Origin of the sequence: Pseudomonas sp. BE134, assembly GCF_031456105.1 — a bacterium.
In the GTDB taxonomy this organism is placed as follows: Bacteria; Pseudomonadota; Gammaproteobacteria; order Pseudomonadales; family Pseudomonadaceae; genus Aquipseudomonas.
The window spans coordinates 19,712-37,002 of the sequence record NZ_JAVDUA010000004.1 but is presented as its reverse complement, the minus strand read 5'-3'; the positions used below and the strand labels follow the sequence as shown (position 1 = coordinate 37,002).

The 17,291-nt window shown below is 58.9% G+C and carries 15 protein-coding genes; 9 read left to right on the top strand and 6 right to left on the bottom strand.

Annotated elements, in window-relative coordinates; genetic code table 11:
• Positions 1-76 precede the first annotated feature (76 nt).
• From J2Y56_RS05025 to J2Y56_RS05015, 3 genes are all read left to right on the top strand, one after another.
• Positions 77-1,024 carry an ornithine cyclodeaminase family protein gene (locus J2Y56_RS05025; RefSeq protein ID WP_310349001.1) on the top strand — a complete coding sequence of 316 codons (948 nt, stop codon included), beginning with the start codon at positions 77-79 and terminating at the stop codon, positions 1,022-1,024.
• A 147-nt stretch (positions 1,025-1,171) separates the two neighbouring features.
• The gene (locus tag J2Y56_RS05020) at positions 1,172-2,299 is read left to right on the top strand and encodes an FAD-binding oxidoreductase (protein ID WP_007944814.1); all 1,128 of its coding nucleotides are present in this window, start codon (positions 1,172-1,174) and stop codon (positions 2,297-2,299) included.
• An 89-nt stretch (positions 2,300-2,388) separates the two neighbouring features.
• Positions 2,389-3,015, top strand: a complete 627-nt coding sequence (locus J2Y56_RS05015) for a transcriptional regulator (protein WP_007944813.1) — start codon at positions 2,389-2,391, stop codon at positions 3,013-3,015.
• 121 nt (positions 3,016-3,136) lie between these two features.
• On the opposite strand, the gene J2Y56_RS05010 is transcribed toward J2Y56_RS05015, so the two are convergent.
• The 6 genes from J2Y56_RS05010 to J2Y56_RS04985 all read right to left on the bottom strand — a co-directional run bounded on the left by J2Y56_RS05010 (position 3,137) and on the right by J2Y56_RS04985 (position 8,431).
• Positions 3,137-3,913, bottom strand: coding sequence for an ABC transporter substrate-binding protein (locus J2Y56_RS05010; RefSeq protein ID WP_310348997.1), 777 nt, complete (start codon positions 3,911-3,913; stop codon positions 3,137-3,139).
• Between the two features lie 307 nt (positions 3,914-4,220).
• Positions 4,221-4,673 carry a molybdopterin synthase catalytic subunit MoaE gene (gene moaE / locus J2Y56_RS05005; RefSeq protein ID WP_310348996.1) on the bottom strand — a complete coding sequence of 151 codons (453 nt, stop codon included), beginning with the start codon at positions 4,671-4,673 and terminating at the stop codon, positions 4,221-4,223.
• A gap of 3 nt (positions 4,674-4,676) precedes the next feature.
• Entirely contained in the window at positions 4,677-4,919 is a 243-nt protein-coding gene (gene moaD, locus J2Y56_RS05000) for a molybdopterin converting factor subunit 1 (protein ID WP_149628750.1), read from the bottom strand.
• A complete protein-coding gene (moaC, locus tag J2Y56_RS04995; RefSeq protein WP_007942277.1) occupies positions 4,916-5,389 on the bottom strand; it encodes a cyclic pyranopterin monophosphate synthase MoaC in 474 nt (157 codons plus the stop codon). The genes moaD and moaC overlap by 4 nt, the downstream gene beginning before the upstream one ends.
• A gap of 176 nt (positions 5,390-5,565) precedes the next feature.
• On the bottom strand, positions 5,566-6,960 hold the full coding sequence (locus J2Y56_RS04990; RefSeq protein ID WP_007942274.1) for a PhoH family protein: 1,395 nt from the start codon (positions 6,958-6,960) through the stop codon (positions 5,566-5,568).
• Between the two features lie 346 nt (positions 6,961-7,306).
• Positions 7,307-8,431: a polysaccharide deacetylase family protein gene (locus tag J2Y56_RS04985; RefSeq protein WP_310348994.1), complete on the bottom strand. Its 1,125-nt coding sequence runs from the start codon at positions 8,429-8,431 to the stop codon at positions 7,307-7,309.
• 240 nt (positions 8,432-8,671) lie between these two features.
• Here J2Y56_RS04985 and yaaA point away from each other — a divergent pair, with 240 nt between their 5' ends.
• From yaaA to J2Y56_RS04955, 6 genes are all read left to right on the top strand, one after another.
• Positions 8,672-9,451 (top strand): peroxide stress protein YaaA, encoded by a 780-nt coding sequence (gene yaaA / locus J2Y56_RS04980; protein WP_007942270.1) that lies wholly within the window; start codon positions 8,672-8,674, stop codon positions 9,449-9,451.
• An 826-nt stretch (positions 9,452-10,277) separates the two neighbouring features.
• Positions 10,278-11,594: a nucleotide sugar dehydrogenase gene (locus J2Y56_RS04975; RefSeq protein ID WP_007942268.1), complete on the top strand. Its 1,317-nt coding sequence runs from the start codon at positions 10,278-10,280 to the stop codon at positions 11,592-11,594.
• Positions 11,595-11,688: 94 nt separating this feature from the next.
• Positions 11,689-13,170 (top strand): mannuronan synthase, encoded by a 1,482-nt coding sequence (gene alg8 / locus J2Y56_RS04970; protein WP_007942267.1) that lies wholly within the window; start codon positions 11,689-11,691, stop codon positions 13,168-13,170.
• Between the two features lie 36 nt (positions 13,171-13,206).
• The gene (locus J2Y56_RS04965; protein WP_007942266.1) at positions 13,207-14,376 is read left to right on the top strand and encodes an alginate biosynthesis protein Alg44; all 1,170 of its coding nucleotides are present in this window, start codon (positions 13,207-13,209) and stop codon (positions 14,374-14,376) included.
• Between the two features lie 66 nt (positions 14,377-14,442).
• Complete coding sequence (gene algK / locus J2Y56_RS04960) at positions 14,443-15,813, top strand: alginate biosynthesis TPR repeat lipoprotein AlgK (RefSeq protein WP_405046844.1); 1,371 nt, start codon at positions 14,443-14,445, stop codon at positions 15,811-15,813.
• Positions 15,810-17,291, top strand: coding sequence for an alginate export family protein (locus tag J2Y56_RS04955; protein ID WP_310334170.1), 1,482 nt, complete (start codon positions 15,810-15,812; stop codon positions 17,289-17,291). The genes algK and J2Y56_RS04955 overlap by 4 nt, the downstream gene beginning before the upstream one ends.

The following is a 17,291-nucleotide window of genomic DNA, read 5'->3' as shown; positions in this document are numbered from 1 at the left end:
TTTTACAAGAGCTTGCCCAACACAACTAAATGTCCATAATGGACAAATTAGTTTAGTTCAGCGCCCGGAGCCAGCCATGTCCAGTACGCCTTACGTAATCAACCAATCCCAGGCCCGCGAACTGCTGGAGAAAGTCGACGTGCCGCAGATCCTGCGCAAGCTGTTCCGCGACCTGGCCGCCGGCCAGGCCGTACAACCGGCGCAGCAACTGGTGGAGTTCCCTCAGGGCGCTGGAGACTTCATCAACTACCTCGGCGTGCTGGCGAAAGATGGTGTCTACGGGGTTAAAACCTCGCCGTATATCGTGCGCGAACAAGGCCCACTGGTGACTGCGTGGACCCTGCTGATGTCGATGCAGACCGGCCAGCCATTGCTGCTGTGCGATGCAGGTGAGTTGACCACCGCACGCACGGCCGCAACCACCGCGGTAGCTGTCGATGCACTCGCCCCGTTGGCAGCGCAGCGTCTGGCGATCATCGGCAGCGGCAAAGTCGCCCAGGCGCATCTTCACTACGTCAAGCATCTGCGTGACTGGCAAAGCATCACCCTGTATTCGCCGAGCCTGAGCAACAAGAATCCTGAAGCATTGGCTCAGATCAACAGCCTCGATCCACGCCTGACCATCGTCGACAGTCGCGAAGCGGCAATTCAAGACGCCGACGTAATCATGCTGTGCACCTCGTCCGCAGGCCCGGTGATCGACCCGTCAAGCTTGAGCAAACCGGCGCTGATCACCTCCATCAGCACCAACGCCCCGCGCGCCCACGAAGTGCCACCGCAGAGCCTCAATGACATGCAAGTGTTCTGTGACTATCGCCTGACCACGCCGGGCTCCGCAGGTGAGATGCTGATCGCAGGCGAACAACATGGCTGGGACCTGCGCTTGATTCGGGGCGACCTGCCCGAGCTGCTGAGCGGCAAGGTACAACGCCCTGACTACGACCGGCCGGTGTTCTTCCGCTCCATCGGTCTGGGCCTGGAAGACATCGCACTGGCCAATGCCATCTACCACCTGCAGCACTAACCCCACAACTCACTGTGGGAGCGGGCTTGCCCGCGATGCAGGTGCCTCGCTCCGTCAGGCAGACTGCGGTGATGCTATCGCGGGCAAGCCCGGCTCCCACAGGGTTCCTCTATATCAACGGCATTTGCGCCCCATCAGGAGACGTTCATGAGCCAGGCAGACTTCATCATCATCGGCGGCGGGATTGCCGGGGCTTCCACCGGTTTCTGGCTGTCGCAGCAGGCCAGGGTGATTGTGCTCGAACGCGAATCGCATCCGGCCTATCACTCCACCGGCCGCTCCGCCGCGCTGTACACCGCTGCTTATGGCACACCTCAGGTTCGAGCGTTGACCCAGGCCAGTCGCGACTTCTTCGACGCTCCGCCCGCCGGTTTCTGCGAACACCCGTTGCTGACGCCACGCGGCGAGATGACCGTGGACTTCACCGGCGACCCCACCGAGTTGAACAATCAGTACCTCAGCGCCAAAGCCACGGTGCCCGAGATGCAACTACTCAGCGCCGACGAAGCCTGCGCCCACATGCCGATCCTGCGCAGGGAAAAAGTCCATGGCGCGATCTATGACCCGACCGCCAGTGACATCGACACCGATGCCCTGCACCAGGGTTATTTGCGCGGTATCCGTCGCAACAAAGGTGAAGTCGTCACCGACGCAGAAGTGCTCGGCCTGACCCGCGATGCCGAGGGTGTGTGGCACGTAACCACCAACGGCCAGACCTTCAGCGCCCCCATCATCATCAACGCCGCCGGTGCCTGGGCGGACAAAATCGGTGCACTGGCCGGCGCCCGGCCGCTGGGCCTGCAACCGAAACGCCGCGCGGCTTTCATCTTCGCCGGCCCTGAGGGCGTGGATATCCATCACTGGCCAATGCTGGTCAGCCTCGACGAATCGTTCTACATGAAACCCGACGCCGGCATGTTCCTCGGCTCACCGGCCAACGCCGACCCGGTGGATCCGCACGACGTACAGCCAGAAGAACTGGACATTGCCATGGGCATTTACCAGATCGAAGAAGCCACCACCCTGACCATCCGCCGCCCGACACGAACCTGGGCCGGGTTGCGCAGCTTTGTCAGCGACGGTGATTTACTGTCCGGCTTCGATCCGCAGGTGCCCGGCCTGTTCTGGGTCGCGGCGCAAGGGGGCTATGGCATCCAGACATCGCCGGCCATGGGCCAGGCCAGTGCTGCGCTGGTACGCGGTGAAAACTTGCCCGAGCAGCTCACGCGATTCGGGCTGGACGCCGGCATGCTCTCCCCCGCCCGCCTGGGCTGATCGACTGGTCAGGTGACGTGCCCACACGATTACGGCAAACTTCCAGCGCCCCTTTTGCGGGGCGCTGACGCTGCCTGGAGTTCCACTGTATGAACGCACCTGAAAAAGACCCGGCGCTGGACAACTACCGAGCGATTGCCGATGCCATCGCCACGCTGTTCTTCCCCCATGCCGAGGTGGTGCTGCACGACCTGCGCACGCAAAAGATCGACTACATCGCCAACAACCTGTCGAAACGGGAAATCGGCGATGACGCCGCGCTGGAGGACATGCTCAGCGACGATGTCAGCGAAACCAACATTGGGCCGTACGAAAAGCTCAATTGGGATGGTCAGAAGATTCGCAGCTTGAGCACGGTATTGCGCGACAGCGGAGGTCATCCGCTGGCCCTCCTGTGCGTCAACCTGAACATTTCGTTGTTCGAAAATGCCAAAGCGGCGCTCGACCTGTTCCTGTCGCCGAGCAAACTGATTCCGCAACCGGACTCACTGTTTCGTGATGACTGGCAGGAGCGGATCAACACCTTCCTGCACGCCTGGCTGCGTGAACGTCAACTGAGCCTGAACCTGCTGACACGCGATCACAAACGCGAACTGGTGCTGGCGCTGCATGCCGAAGGCGCTTTCAAGGGCAAGAGCGCGTCGAACTATGTGGCCAATGTGCTGAACATGGGACGGGCGACGGTTTACAAGCATTTGAAGGAATTGAAGGGCTAGGTTCGGAAGTTTGTGTTGCTTGATCTGGCCTCTTCGCGAGCAGGCTCGCTCCCACACTGAATCTGCGTCATGCGGAGATCAAATGTGGGAGCGAGACCGGCTTGCCGGCGAAGGCGATTTATCAATCGCCGTAGATGTCTGACTTGAAGTACTTGTCCGAGATTTTCTGATATTCGCCATTGGCACGAATGCCATCAATGGCCGAGTTCAGCTGGCCGACCAATTCAGCATTGCCCTTGCGCACCGCAATCCCGGCGCCCTCGCCCACGTATTTCGGGTCCTTCAACTCCGGCCCGACAAACGCGTAGCCCTTGCCGCGCGGCATCGACAAGAAGTCATTCAACGGAATGGTGTCGGCAAAAATCGCATCGAGGCGACCGGCAGCCAGGTCCATGTAGATTTCTTCGTTGTTGCTGTAGCGCTTGACGTTGACGCCCTTGGGTTCGAAAACCTCAGTGGCGTAACGGTCGGTGGTGGTGGCGCGCTGCACGCCTACGGTTTTGCCTTTGAGGCTGGCGTACTGGTCATCGACCACCGCGCCGTCCTTCATCACCAGACGCGATGAGGTGAAATAGTACTTGTGGGAGAAATCCACCGACTTCTTGCGGTCTTCGTTGATGGTCATGGACGACAGGGCCATGTCGATTTTCTTCACTTTAAGGGAAGGAATCAGTCCATCGAATTCGCCTTCGACCCACACACACTCGACCTTCATCTGCGCGCACAGGGCATTGCCGATGTCGTAGTCGAAACCGACAATCTTGCCCTGGTCGGTTTTGGAAGCAAACGGCGGGTAAGCCGCCTCGATACCGATGCGCAGCGCTTTTTCGGCGGCAAACACGCTGCTGCACGCCAACAGGCTCAGGGCCAGACCGGTGATGAGGGGGAATTTCTTCATGTTCGTTCTCTCGCGGGTTGTTGTTGGTTTGGCAAGACAGAAGGAAGAGCTGAAACGGTGAACAGGTTTTTTGTACTTGTAATTCCATACTGGACTTTTATGTATTACCCGTCAATCGGGCAAGCGGGATCATGCCCGGTCGATGGTCGGGCGGTGAGTCAGTTGGTTATTGGGTGAAGCGAATAGCCCCATCGCCAGCAGGCTGGCTCCCACAGGGGATCTTTGTCGAACACAAATATTGTGTTCATGGAGACCTACTGTGGGAGCGAGCCTGCTCGCGATGACTGACTTGAGGGCACTGCAGCAACTACTTCTTCCAGCGATCCGCCGCCGCATGATCACTGTCACGCCCCTCAACCCAACGCGGACCATCACTGGTGACTTCTTTCTTCCAGAACGGCGCGCGGGTTTTCAGGTAGTCCATGACAAAGGCGCAGGCGTCGAAAGCCGCCTGACGGTGGGCGCTGGCGGCGCCGACGAAGACGATCGGTTCTCCCGGTTCCAGGGCGCCAATGCGGTGCAGAACTTCCAGCTTCAACAGCGGCCAGCGCTGCTCGGCCTCCAGGGCGATCTTGCCCAGAGCCTTCTCGGTCATGCCCGGGTAATGCTCAAGAAACATCCCGGCCACATCAAGACCGTCATTAAAGTCACGCACGTAGCCGACAAAACTCACCACCGCGCCCACGCCCACATTGGCGGCGTGCATGGCGTTGACTTCAGCACCGGGATCGAATGCCGCGGACTGCACGCGAAGCGCCATGGGTCAGCCCCCGGTCACGGTCGGGAAGAACGCGACTTCATCGCCATCGCTGACCGGTTCGTCGAGCTGGCAAAGGTCTTCATTGCGGGCGCACATCAGGTTCTGCTCGCTCAACACATCGGCTCCGTCGCGCTGAGCCAGCAGCGCGCGCACGTCGTCGACCGTGGCGAAATCACCTTCAACCTTGACCGAGTCCACGCCGAGCGCTTCACGGTAACGGGCGAAAAACTTTACGGTGACGTTCATGATTGATCCGCCTGGAAATGCCCGCTCTTGCCCCCGACCTTCTCCAGCAACCGCACGCTTTCGATGGTCATCCCGCGATCCACGGCCTTGCACATGTCGTAGATCGTCAGTGCCGCCACGCTGGCGGCGGTCAGCGCTTCCATCTCGACACCGGTCTGCCCGGACAACTTGCAGCGCGCGACGATGCGCACGGTGTCATCACCTTCGGCACTGAGCTCGACCTTGACACCCGTCAGCATCAGCGGATGGCACAGAGGAATCAGATCGCTGGTTTTCTTCGCCGCTTGAATGCCGGCGATACGCGCAACGGCGAACACATCCCCCTTCGGGTGACCGCCACTGACGATCATCTGCAGGGTGTCGGGCAGCATGCGCACCAGCGCTTGGGCCGTCGCCTCACGGAACGTCACGGTTTTTTCGGTAACGTCGACCATGTTGGCGCGACCTTGGGAATCGAGATGAGTCAGCACGAGGCCTCCTTGAGGCAGCTGCAAGCGGCAAGCTACAAGCGGCAAGTGAAAAGCGCAGTCCGGTTGCAGGTTTGGGAAGGGAGTATTTAAGCAGCCGAACGCCGCAAGCTACAAGCGGCAAGTGAAGTTCACTTGGTTCGCTTGAAACTTGCGGCTTGCAGCTTAAAGCTTGCAGCTCAGAGGTGAGACTCTGCGTATTCAGCCAGAATCGAGCGAGGCACCCCTTGCAGGGTGATGTGCACACCGTTGGGGAAGTCTTTGAAGCGTTCGGTCAGGTACGTCAGCCCGGAGCTGGTCGCGGACAGGTAAGGGGTGTCGATCTGCGCCAGGTTGCCCAGGCACACCACTTTGGAACCGGCACCGGCACGGGTGATGATGGTTTTCATCTGGTGCGGTGTCAGGTTCTGGCATTCATCGATCAAAATCAGACTCTGCTGGAAGCTGCGACCTCTGATGTAGTTGAGGGATTTGAACTGCAACGGCACTTTGCTGAGGATGTAGTCGACGCTGCCATGGGTGTTTTCGTCATCCATGTGCAAGGCTTCGAGGTTGTCGGTGATGGCGCCCAGCCAAGGCTCCATTTTTTCTGCTTCGGTACCGGGCAGGAAGCCGATCTCCTGGTCCAGGCCCTGTACGCTGCGGGTGGCGATGATCCGGCGGTAGCGTTTGCTGACCATGGTCTGCTCGATCGCCGCCGCCAGGGCCAGGATGGTTTTACCCGAGCCGGCCGCACCGGTCAGGTTGACCAGGTGAATATCCGGGTCCAGCAAGGCAAACAGCGCCAGGCTCTGATAGATGTCACGGGGTTTCAGCCCCCAGGCTTCCTGGTGCAGCAGCGGTTCCTGATGCAGATCCAGGATCAGCAATCGGTCTTCTGAAATTTCCTTGATCCAGCCGACAAACCCCTGTTCATCAATGATGAACTCATTGACATGCACCGCCGGAAGGTTGTCGATCAGTTGCACCTCGTGCCACGTGCGGCCGTGGTCCTGACGGGTTTCGACCTTGCTCACACGGTCCCAGAAGGAGCCGGTCATGTTGTGGTAACCGTTGGGCAGCAATGAAACGTCGTCGACCAGTTGGTCTGTGCTGTAGTCCTCGGCCGCGATCCCGCAAGCGCGAGCCTTGAGGCGCATGTTGATGTCTTTGGTGACCAGCACAACGGGCAACTTGGGTTCGCGCGCGTGCAGATCAATCAACTGATTGATGATGATGTTGTCGTTCAGGTGTTCGGGAAGAATGATGTTCGGTTCGGCGCGTTTGCTCATCAGAATTGACAGCAAACCCTTCGGCCCACTTTTGCCCCGCTGGATCGGAACCCCCAGCTCTACATCTTCAGGACTGGCATCGCCCAGCGTCTTGTCGATCAGGCGAATCGCCTGACGGCATTCCGCAGCCACGCTGTGATGCCCGCTCTTGAGCTTGTCCAGCTCTTCAAGCACGGTCATCGGGATAGCTACGTGGTGTTCTTCGAAGTTAAGCAGGGCGTTTGGATCGTGAATCAATACGTTGGTATCGAGTACATAAAGGATTGGCTGGTTGGAGGAAGAACTACGTCCGTGATCATCCATACTCGGTCACCTTTGTGGGAGCCAGTCGACGCAATACCATGACAGTGCTGCGCCTCGAAGTGGCCACCGAATTCACCTGCGAGGATTCAAGTGAACTGCACACAAGTTGGGTCTTGGGAGACGCCACCTGTGTTGCAGGTTTCGGCGGTCTGCCTTCGTAATACTCCAAAACCCATGACAGAAAAAAGTACTTTGACGTTTTTTTGAAGTTTATTTTTCAGAGTGACCAATAACACTTGGCGGACTGCCATCACCCCGTTAAAGTCGGAAGTCCGCCTGCATCGAAATCCCTCCCAAAAACGCCAAAAACCCAATGTTTACGGCGCTTGTGCCAATCAGCTGCGTTTCAGCGAAACCCCACCTGACAGTCTTCCCAACCGATCCCGCTTTGCGCCGTTTGCGTGATGAGCCAGGGCAGCGCCGTTTTCACCGCGTCCTGCTTCACATTGAAATTGATCACGCCGTGGCGCCACAGCAGCATCAGCGTCAACACGCGTTGCGCGCTCGGGCTGCCCTTGAGCTTTCCGGCTCCGTCCTGGGCATCAATGTCCCACAGCGCTACCCGCAAGCCCTGAGCGTTGAAGAAGCTTTCGGCATCGGAGCGGCGTTGGCCATCGGGCGGACGAAACAGCGGCACGTAATTCTCCGGCAACTTGCTTTTGACCAGCTCGACGCTGCGTCGCACCGAGTCCTGCCAGTCCTGCCAGTGGCTGTGGGAGCGGAACTCCCAGCCCTGCACGCCAATGCATTGCTGCGAGTACACCCCTTGCAGGCTGGCCACGGATTGTTCGGCCAGGCGCGTCTGAATGTCCTTGCCGAGGACGAAAAACGTGCCGCTGATGTTCGACTTGCGCAGGTACTCGGCGACCCAACCGGTGTTGTCCGGAGCGATGTTGGCGGCGCTGTCGAAAGTCAGTAAAAACAGCCGGTCATGCATCCCGTCGCCATTGCGCTCATAGTCGCCAAAACGATCGACTTCGCTGCTGGTCTGCGGAAACAGGGCTGCCTTGCGTAGCTGCTCGTCCAGGTACTGGGCGTGGAACAACCGGCTCGGTTCGGCCCATTTGATGTAGTAACTCTCGTCGCTGACCTGGAACTTGGCCGCTTGCCCGCGCAAGGTCTCCATGTCTTCAACCAGGAAGCAGAAAGACGCATCCTGATCGCAGCTTTGCTGGGCGAAGTTGTAGTTGGTCAGCAGGCGTTGCCACAGGCGCTGGCGCAGTTGATTGACCGCTTCCAGATTGATCTTGCGCAACCCCAGATGCTGGGCCAGAGCGGGTTCATCCAGCGATTCGCTGGCCAGAAGCACGCGCGCAAACATGAGGATTTCGGCCCGTGACGCCACGTCGAACAGGGTCGGGCTGCTGAGCTTCTCAGGCCAGGTGCTGCGATCAAGCGTCGCTGCATCGCCGGGCGCCGCCATGGCGCCAAAGCTCAACAGCCAGACCGAGAATAGAAAAACGATACGCAATGGGATGTCTCCATAACAAAACCCGCGCGGCACTATATATCGAGACGATCAAAAGATCGCAGCCTCGCGTTGCTCGACAGCTGCTACACCTTCCGACGTCAACCCGGTCCCGTAGCAGCTGTCGAGCAACGCGAGGCTGCGATCTGTCCCATGGCACCACCCATCACCTATGACACCCATAGCTGGAGTCAACACGGACAACCCCCTAGAATCGCGCCCACGATTAAAGGAGACGACTTCATGCTGATGGTGATTTCCCCCGCCAAGACCCTCGATTACGAAACACCGCCGGCGACCCAGCGCTTTACCCAGCCGCAGTACCTCGATCACTCCCAAGAGCTGATCATGCAGTTGCGCGATCTGACACCAGCGCAAATCAGTGAGTTGATGCACGTCTCCGACAAGATCGGCGGGCTCAACGCCGCACGTTTCGGGAGCTGGACACCCGCGTTCACGCCGGAAAACGCCAAGCAAGCGCTGCTGGCCTTTAAAGGCGACGTGTACACCGGCCTTAATGCACAAACCTTCAGCGAAGCCGATTTCGATTACGCCCAACAGCATCTGCGCATGTTGTCCGGCCTGTATGGCCTGCTGCGACCTCTGGACCTGATGCAACCGTATCGTCTGGAGATGGGCACCAAACTGGCGAATGCCCGTGGCAAGGACCTGTACGCCTTTTGGGGCACGCGCATCAGCGAATGGCTGAACGAAGCGCTGGCCGATCAGGGCGATGACGTGCTGCTGAACCTGGCGTCCAACGAGTACTTCTCGGCCGTCAAACGCAACGCCTTGAACGCGCGCATCATCAATACCGACTTCAAGGACCTGAAGAACGGCCAGTACAAGATCATCAGTTTCTACGCGAAAAAAGCCCGCGGCATGATGAGCCGCTTCGTCATCGAAGAGCGCATCAATAACCCTGCCGACCTCAAGCAATTTGACGTTCAGGGTTACCGCTACAGCGCCGAGCAATCCAAACCGGACCATCTGGTTTTCCTGCGCGATCACGCCCCAGAATAAATGCACACACAGGGCGCACGACATCACCAACCTCGTCGAGCGCCCAACGCAGATCGTTCAACAATCGCCCTCCCGATTAGCCGATTTATTGGCGCCAAAGAAACACCACCCTTTTTGCTAACTTTAGTTTCACTCGACTTCGATGTTTTTTTTCAGTAGTGGCACTGAAATTTTTTATCGGTAGTGGCATAAAACTATCGAGCTCTGTTTTACCCCTATATATAAAGGCTGAAACTGCTCGTGCCATCAATATGAGAGCAGTGCCATCTTTTTCAATATTTCAAGAAATTTCAGATTTCGCGATGGGCGGACTGGAACTATGTCCAAATGCATAGCTCATACCATCGGTAACGATTATCGTCGTGCTTGTACGAGATAACTTACGCAGACAAGCCATTCACGTAGCGAAGTTGTCACATTAACTTCTGATCATGAGTCGCTTATTTGGGCAACACACACACAGGACAGGCGATATGCACCATTAATATCCCCTACAAGGCCATGACAGCGCCCCTATAAACGTGCTCGCCAGAGCACCCAACCGCTTGATTTACAGGCATATTGCCTGGCATTGAGCGCGCAAGATCCTTGTACCAGCGTCCTCAGGCCAGAGGACCTGATGCATTACAGGGCGCGTCATAAGAACAAGGCCTAGTTACGCACATCTTGAGTGCACTTATTTACACACTCGAAACTTCATATGCCCGCACACGGCATTGTGGCGCCTGTAAGCCGCACTTTCGAGTGCACTATGACCGTTAAAACCCTTAACTCCAGCCATCTAATGGCTTGTGAATACAGTCTTGATAACAGAGAGGTAATTGCGATGCGCATCAGCATATTTGGTTTGGGTTATGTCGGCGCTGTTTGTGCTGGCTGCCTGTCTGCACGGGGCCATGACGTCGTTGGCGTCGATGTTGCCAAAGACAAAATCGATATGATCAACGCCGGTAAATCACCGATTGTTGAACCGGGTCTGGGCGAGCTTCTACGCAAAGGTATCGATACTGGCAAACTGCGCGGTACAACCAACTTCGCCGAGGCGATTCGTGACACCGACCTGTCGATGATCTGCGTCGGAACGCCGAGCAAGAAGAACGGCGACCTGGAACTGAACTACATCGAAGCCGTGTGCCGCGAAATCGGTTTTGTCCTGCGTGACAAGACCACCCGTCACACCATCGTGGTTCGCAGCACTGTGCTGCCGGGCACCGTGGCCAACGTGGTGATCCCGATCCTCGAAGACTGCTCCGGCAAGAAAGCCGGCGTTGATTTCGGTGTGGCAGTGAACCCTGAGTTCCTGCGTGAAAGTACTGCGATCGCCGACTACGATCTGCCGCCAATGACCGTCATCGGCGAATTCGACAAAGCGTCGGGCGACGTTCTGCAATCGCTGTACGAAGAGCTCGACGCGCCGATCATCCGCAAGGACATCGCTGTTGCCGAGATGATCAAGTACACCTGCAACGTGTGGCACGCCACCAAGGTCACCTTCGCCAACGAGATCGGCAACATCGCCAAGGCTGTCGGTGTTGATGGTCGTGAAGTGATGGAAGTGGTCTGCCAGGACAAAACCCTGAACCTGTCCCAGTACTACATGCGCCCAGGCTTTGCGTTCGGCGGCTCTTGCCTGCCAAAAGACGTGCGTGCCCTGACCTACCGCGCCGGCTCCCTGGACGTGGAAGCCCCGTTGCTGAACTCGCTGATGCGCAGTAACGAATCCCAGGTGCAGAACGCCTTCGACATCGTTTCCAGCCACGACAAACGCAAAGTCGCCCTGCTGGGCTTGAGCTTCAAGGCCGGCACTGACGATCTGCGTGAAAGCCCGCTGGTTGATCTGGCGGAAATGCTGATCGGCAAGGGTTACGACCTGAGCATCTACGACAGCAACGTCGAATACGCCCGTGTCCATGGTGCGAACAAGGATTACATCGAGTCGAAAATCCCCCACGTCTCGTCCTTGCTCAACTCCGACTTCGACGACGTGATCAACAACTCCGACGTGATCATCCTCGGTAACCGTGACGAGAAATTCCGCGCCCTGGCGCAGAACGCTCCGCACGGCAAGCAAGTGGTCGATCTGGTCGGTTTCATGACCAAAGCCACTAGCGTTTCCGGGCGTACCGAAGGCATCTGCTGGTAAAGCAGCCGCAAGCTTCAAGCTTCAAGCCGCAAGTCAAAGCTCCTCACTTGGAGCTTGAAGCTTGGGGCTTGCAACTGACTTTAGGATTCCGATTATGCACAGGCTAAAGCACGGCCTGCTTCAGGCCGCCGGTTGGCTGTTTTACCTAAGTTTATTGATGGGCATCGCCATGGCGTTGCCTGCGTCCACGTTCGACTCCGAGTCGAAGGACTTCATCTTCCTGATTGGTTTTATCGGGATCTGGCGTTACTCGATGGGCGCCACGCATTTTCTGCGCGGCATGCTGTTTCTGTACGTGGTCTACCCGCACCTGCGGCGCAAAGTGCGCAAGCTGGGTAAAGCGGCGGACCCGTCCCATGTATTTTTGATGGTCACCAGCTTCCGTATCGACGCATTGACCACCGCACAGGTTTACGCCTCGGTGATTCGCGAAGCCATCGACTGCGGCCTGCCGACCACCATGGTCTGCTCGATCGTGGAAATGTCCGATGAGAAACTGGTGAAAAGCCTTTGGGCCCGGATGAACCCGCCGGCCCGGGTCAAACTCGACTTCGTGCGCATTCCCGGCACCGGCAAGCGCGACGGCCTGGCCTACGGTTTCCGCGCCATCTCCCGCCACTTGCCGGACGACCGTGCCGTGGTGGCCGTGATCGATGGCGACACCGTGCTCGGCGAAGGCGTAGTGCGCAAGACCGTGCCGTGGTTCCAGTTGTTCGGCAACGTCGGCGGCCTGACCACCAACGAGTTCTGCGAAGTGCGCGGTGGCTACATCATGAGCGAATGGCACAAGCTGCGTTTCGCCCAGCGTCACATCAACATGTGCTCGATGGCGCTGTCCAAGCGCGTACTGACCATGACCGGGCGCATGTCGGTGTTCCGTGCCACGGTGGTCACCAACCCGGAATTCATTGCCGACGTGGAAAGCGACTCGCTGCAACACTGGCGCCTGGGTCGTTTCAAGTTCCTTACCGGCGACGACAAGTCGAGCTGGTTCAGCCTGATGCGTCTGGGCTACGACACCTTCTACGTGCCCGACGCTGCGATCAACACCGTCGAACATCCGCCGGAAAAGAGCTTCATAAAGGCCAGTCGCAAGCTGATGTTCCGCTGGTACGGCAACAACCTGCGGCAGAACTCCCGCGCCCTGGGCCTGGGGGTCAAACGCCTCGGTGCGTTCACCTCCGTGGTGCTGTTCGATCAGCGCGTGTCGATGTGGACCTCCCTGCTGGGCCTGACCGTGGCGCTGATCGCCAGCTTCAAGTACGGCACCGCGTTCATCCTGGTGTACCTGCTGTGGATCGGCATTACCCGCCTGATCCTGACCCTGCTGCTGTCCTGCTCCGGTCACCGGATCGGCCCGGCCTACCCGGCGATTCTCTATTACAACCAGATCGTCGGCGCGCTGGTGAAGATCTACGTGTTCTTCCGCCTCGACCAACAATCCTGGACTCGCCAGCCCACTTCCCTGACCCGTGATCTCGCCAGCTTTCAACGTTGGTTCAACACCTGGTCGTCTCGGACCATGACCTTCTCCGCCGGCAGCATTTTTGTCGCCGTGCTGCTGATGATGGTCTGACCGCCCCCTTATTGAATTAACCAGGAAATCGCCCCTATGAATACCGCCGTCAACGCCAACGTAGTGCATGAATCCGAAGCCCAGCGCCAACACGCCCGAGTGAAAATCCCGGCCAAGCTGCGTTTCTTCGGCCCTGACCGGACTCCGGTCGAAGCCCGGGTTATCGACCTTTCCGCTGGCGGTCTGTCGTTCAACGCCGGTCAATTGCCGCTGAAGATCGGTGACGTGTACAAGGCCCGTCTGCAATTCGTCATCGACAACCTCGGCCTGGCCATGGACGTGGAGCTGCAGGTTCGCTCCTTCGACCGCGAGACCGGCCGTGCCGGTTGCCAGTTCCAGAACCTGGAACCGCGAGACATTTCCACCCTGCGTCACCTGATCACTTCTCACCTGGCCGGCGACATCGTCAGCATGGGTGAAATGCTGGCGACCCTGCAGCGCGATAACTTCACCAAGGCGCGCAAGGTCAGTGATGGCGGCCACGGCATGACCGCGTTCGGTCGTCTGCGTGCAGTGACCTTCAGCCTGGGGGTTTTCATCGTCGGCGTCGCGGCATTCGGTTTCATTTTCAAATCGGTGTACGGCATGTACTTCGTCAGCCACGCCCAGGCCGGTCTGGTCAGCGTGCCGGGCATGAGCATCACCATGCCGCGTGACGGTACCGTGCAGAGCCTGATCAAGGCCGACGGCATTGCCGCCAAAGGCGCCCCGCTCGCCACCTTCAGCACCAGCATGCTCGATGTACTCAAAGGGCATCTGGATGAAGACCAACTGAAACCGGGCAAGGTTGAAGAACTGTTCGGCAAACAAATGACCGGCACCCTTACCTCGCCTTGCGATTGCACCGTGGCGCAACAACTGGTTGCCAACGGTCAGTACGCCAGCAAGGGCGACGTGATCTTCCAGCTGGTGCCGCGTAACAGCGAAGCCAACGTTGAAGCCCGCTTCTCCTATCGCCAGTTCCGCGACGTGCGTCCGGGTACTGCGGTCAGCTTCCAGGTTGCCGGCGAAGACAAGACCCGCACCGGCAAGATCGTCAGCAGTACCAGCCTGAAAAGCGCAGACCTGTCGTCTGACATCCGCGTGCTGATCCAGCCTGATGAAGCCCTGGACAGCGGCCTCGCCGGTCGCCCGGTGGAAGTGAACAGCGATCGCGGCCCGAACCTGAACTGGCTGATCGACAAAGCCATGGCTGTTGGTCTTTAAGTCGAGGAAATGCCCGTGACTATCACAAAAATATCCAACACACCGCATATCCCCAGTGGGATTGTGATGTGTGCGCTGGCTTTGGCAGTCAGCCTCAGCGGTTGTGCCGGCCTGCCCGATCAGCGTCTGGCCAACGAAGCCCTCAAGCGCGGTGACACGGCGCTGGCTCAGCAGAACTACAAGCAACTGGCCGACCTGGGCTACAGCGAAGCGCAAGTGGGCCTGGCGGATATCCAGGTCGACAGCCGTGACCCGGTGCAGGTCAAACAAGCCGAGGCGACTTACCGCGCCGCGGCCGACGTATCGCCGCGCGCTCAGGCTCGCCTGGGTCGTCTGCTGGTGGCCAAGCCCGGTTCCACCGAAGCCGAGCAGCACGAAGCCGAAGCCCTGTTGAAAAAAGCCTCGGCCAATGGCGAAGGCAACACTCTGATTCCGCTGGCCATGCTGTACCTGCAATACCCGCACAGCTTCCCGAATGTCGATGCGCAGAAGCAGATCAGCCAATGGCGTGCCGAAGGCAAGCCGGAAGCCGGTCTGGCCCAAGTGCTGCTCTATCGCACCCAGGGCACTTACGACCAGCACCTGGACGAAGTCGCCAGCATCTGCAAAGCCGCGCTGAACACCACTGATATCTGCTACGTCGAGCTGGCCACGGTTTATCAGAAACAGGCCAAGCCCGAGCAACAGGCCGAGCTGATCAAGCAGATGCAAGCCGCACACGCTCGCGGCACCGTCTCCGCGCAGCGGGTGGACAGTGTCGCCCGTGTGCTCGCCGATCCGACCCTGGGCAAGACCGACGAGAAAACCGCGCAGTCGCTGCTCGAACCCATCGCTCCGGGCTACCCGGCATCGTGGGTCACCCTCGCGCAATTGATCTACGACTTCCCTGAACTGGGTGACGTCGACCAGATGATGAAGTACCTGGACAACGGTCGCGCCGCCGACCAGTCACGCGCCGAACTGCTGCTGGGCAAGCTCTACTACGAAGGCAAAATGGTCCCGGTTGACGCCAAGGTTGCCGAAGAACATTTCAAGAAAGCCGTCGGCCGCGAAGTGGCCGCCGATTACTACCTCGGCCAGATCTATCGCCGTGGTTACCTGGGCGAAGTCTATCCGCAAAAAGCCCTGGATCACTTGCTGACCGCTGCGCGCAACGGCCAGAGCAGTGCCGACTTCGCCATCGCCCAGCTGTTTTCCCAAGGCAAGGGCACCAAGCCCGACCCGCTTAACGCCTATGTCTTCAGCCAATTGGCCAAGGCACAGAACACCCCGCAAGCCACCGAACTTGCGCAAACACTCGAAGCACAACTGCCGCCTGCCCAGCTCGCCGAGGCCCAACGCCTGTTGAAACAAGAACAGGCCGTTCGTGGTGCCTTGAGCCAGAACACGCTGGAACTGCATGCCCTGCAAGAAGAAGACGGCGAGGAATCCCTATGAAGTTGAATCCATTCGTTCAGGCCGGTATTGGCCTGACATTCGCCTTGTTGTGGTCGTGTCCGACCCTGGCGGCAGCGACCGAAACCAAGAACTACGGCCTTGACGTGAAAATCACCGGCCAGTCCGAAGGTGACGTTGACCTGGGCACCCAGAGTGGCGGCGACGTCAACGGTGTCGGTCTCGATCTGCGGCCATGGGTCTATGGCGAAAGTGGCGCGTGGAGCGCCTATGCCATGGGGCAGGCGGTCACCTCCACCGACATCATCGAAACCGACACCCTGCAACAGGGCAATGGCACCGAGTCCACCGATGTCGGTGATCGCAAGGCGAAGAAAAACTACCTGGCGATGCGCGAGTTCTGGGTCGGCTACAGCGGCTTCACGCCATACCCCGGCGAGAACCTCAAGCTCGGTCGCCAGCGCCTGCACAATGATGACGGCCAGTGGCGCGACACCAACATCGAAGCGCTGAACTGGACCTTCGACACCACCCTGCTGCGCGCCAACGTCGGTATTGCCGAACGCTTCAGCGAGTACCGTACCGACCTGACAGAGCTGGCGCCGGACGACAAGGATCGCCTGCACGCCTTCGCCGATGCGGCGTACCAGTGGACACCGGGTCACTGGGTCGGCATCCGCGGCCATCACGCCCACGATGACGGCAAGCTCGACTACCCGACACCGGGTGAGGCCAGCGACTCTCTGGACAAAAAACAGAACGGCAACATCAGTTGGCTCGGCCTCAACGCCGATAGCGATGCCTATAACTGGCGCAATACCAACACAGTCAACTACTGGGCCAGCGTCACTGGCATGAGCGGCGAGCGCGACACGGTCAACCCGTTGAACGCCGATGGCACCGCTCCGGCACAACCCAAGAGCAGCGGCGACGTCGATGGCTGGGCCACCGACCTGGGTGTACGCCTGCGCCTCGATCCGCAATGGCAAGTCGGTGCGGCCTATGCCCGTGCCAGCAGCGATTACGAACAGAACGGCCTGGAAAGCAACCGCTCCAACTACACCGGCACGCGCTCGCGGGTACACCGTTTCGGCGAAGCCTTCCGTGGCGAGGCGAGCAACCTGCAGAGCGGCACTTTGTTCGGTTCGTGGATGCTCAATGACGAGTACGACGCCACCCTGATCTACCACAAATTCTGGCGTGTCGACGGCAACAAGCCGATCGGCAGCAACGGCATCGACGCTGTGCAGAACAACACCGACGACGCCACCGGCGCCATTCTCTCCACCAGCTCCCTGCCCCTGAACAATGGCGACACAGACCTCGGTCAGGAAATGGACCTGGTCGTCACCAAGTACTTCAAGCAAGGCCTGCTGCCGGCATCGTTGAGCCAGGCAATCGATGAGCCTTCGGCGCTGGTGCGTTTCCGTGGTGGCGTGTTCAAGCCCGGTGATGCGTATGGCAAGGAAGTCGATTCGTACATGCACCGCGCGTTTATCGACGTGGTCTGGCGCTTCTGA

What these genes read in the sequence shown, in the direction of transcription:
- J2Y56_RS05025 (WP_310349001.1), top strand. Translation starts at nt 77, where the DNA reads ATGTCCAGTACGCCTTACGTAATCAACCAATCCCAGGCCCGCGAACTG.
- J2Y56_RS05020 (WP_007944814.1), top strand. Translation starts at nt 1,172, where the DNA reads ATGAGCCAGGCAGACTTCATCATCATCGGCGGCGGGATTGCCGGGGCT.
- J2Y56_RS05015 (WP_007944813.1), top strand. Translation starts at nt 2,389, where the DNA reads ATGAACGCACCTGAAAAAGACCCGGCGCTGGACAACTACCGAGCGATT.
- J2Y56_RS05010 (WP_310348997.1), bottom strand. Translation starts at nt 3,913, where the DNA reads ATGAAGAAATTCCCCCTCATCACCGGTCTGGCCCTGAGCCTGTTGGCG.
- moaE (WP_310348996.1), bottom strand. Translation starts at nt 4,673, where the DNA reads ATGGCGCTTCGCGTGCAGTCCGCGGCATTCGATCCCGGTGCTGAAGTC.
- moaD (WP_149628750.1), bottom strand. Translation starts at nt 4,919, where the DNA reads ATGAACGTCACCGTAAAGTTTTTCGCCCGTTACCGTGAAGCGCTCGGC.
- J2Y56_RS04990 (WP_007942274.1), bottom strand. Translation starts at nt 6,960, where the DNA reads ATGGATGATCACGGACGTAGTTCTTCCTCCAACCAGCCAATCCTTTAT.
- yaaA (WP_007942270.1), top strand. Translation starts at nt 8,672, where the DNA reads ATGCTGATGGTGATTTCCCCCGCCAAGACCCTCGATTACGAAACACCG.
- J2Y56_RS04975 (WP_007942268.1), top strand. Translation starts at nt 10,278, where the DNA reads ATGCGCATCAGCATATTTGGTTTGGGTTATGTCGGCGCTGTTTGTGCT.
- alg8 (WP_007942267.1), top strand. Translation starts at nt 11,689, where the DNA reads ATGCACAGGCTAAAGCACGGCCTGCTTCAGGCCGCCGGTTGGCTGTTT.
- J2Y56_RS04965 (WP_007942266.1), top strand. Translation starts at nt 13,207, where the DNA reads ATGAATACCGCCGTCAACGCCAACGTAGTGCATGAATCCGAAGCCCAG.
- algK (WP_405046844.1), top strand. Translation starts at nt 14,443, where the DNA reads ATGTGTGCGCTGGCTTTGGCAGTCAGCCTCAGCGGTTGTGCCGGCCTG.
- J2Y56_RS04955 (WP_310334170.1), top strand. Translation starts at nt 15,810, where the DNA reads ATGAAGTTGAATCCATTCGTTCAGGCCGGTATTGGCCTGACATTCGCC.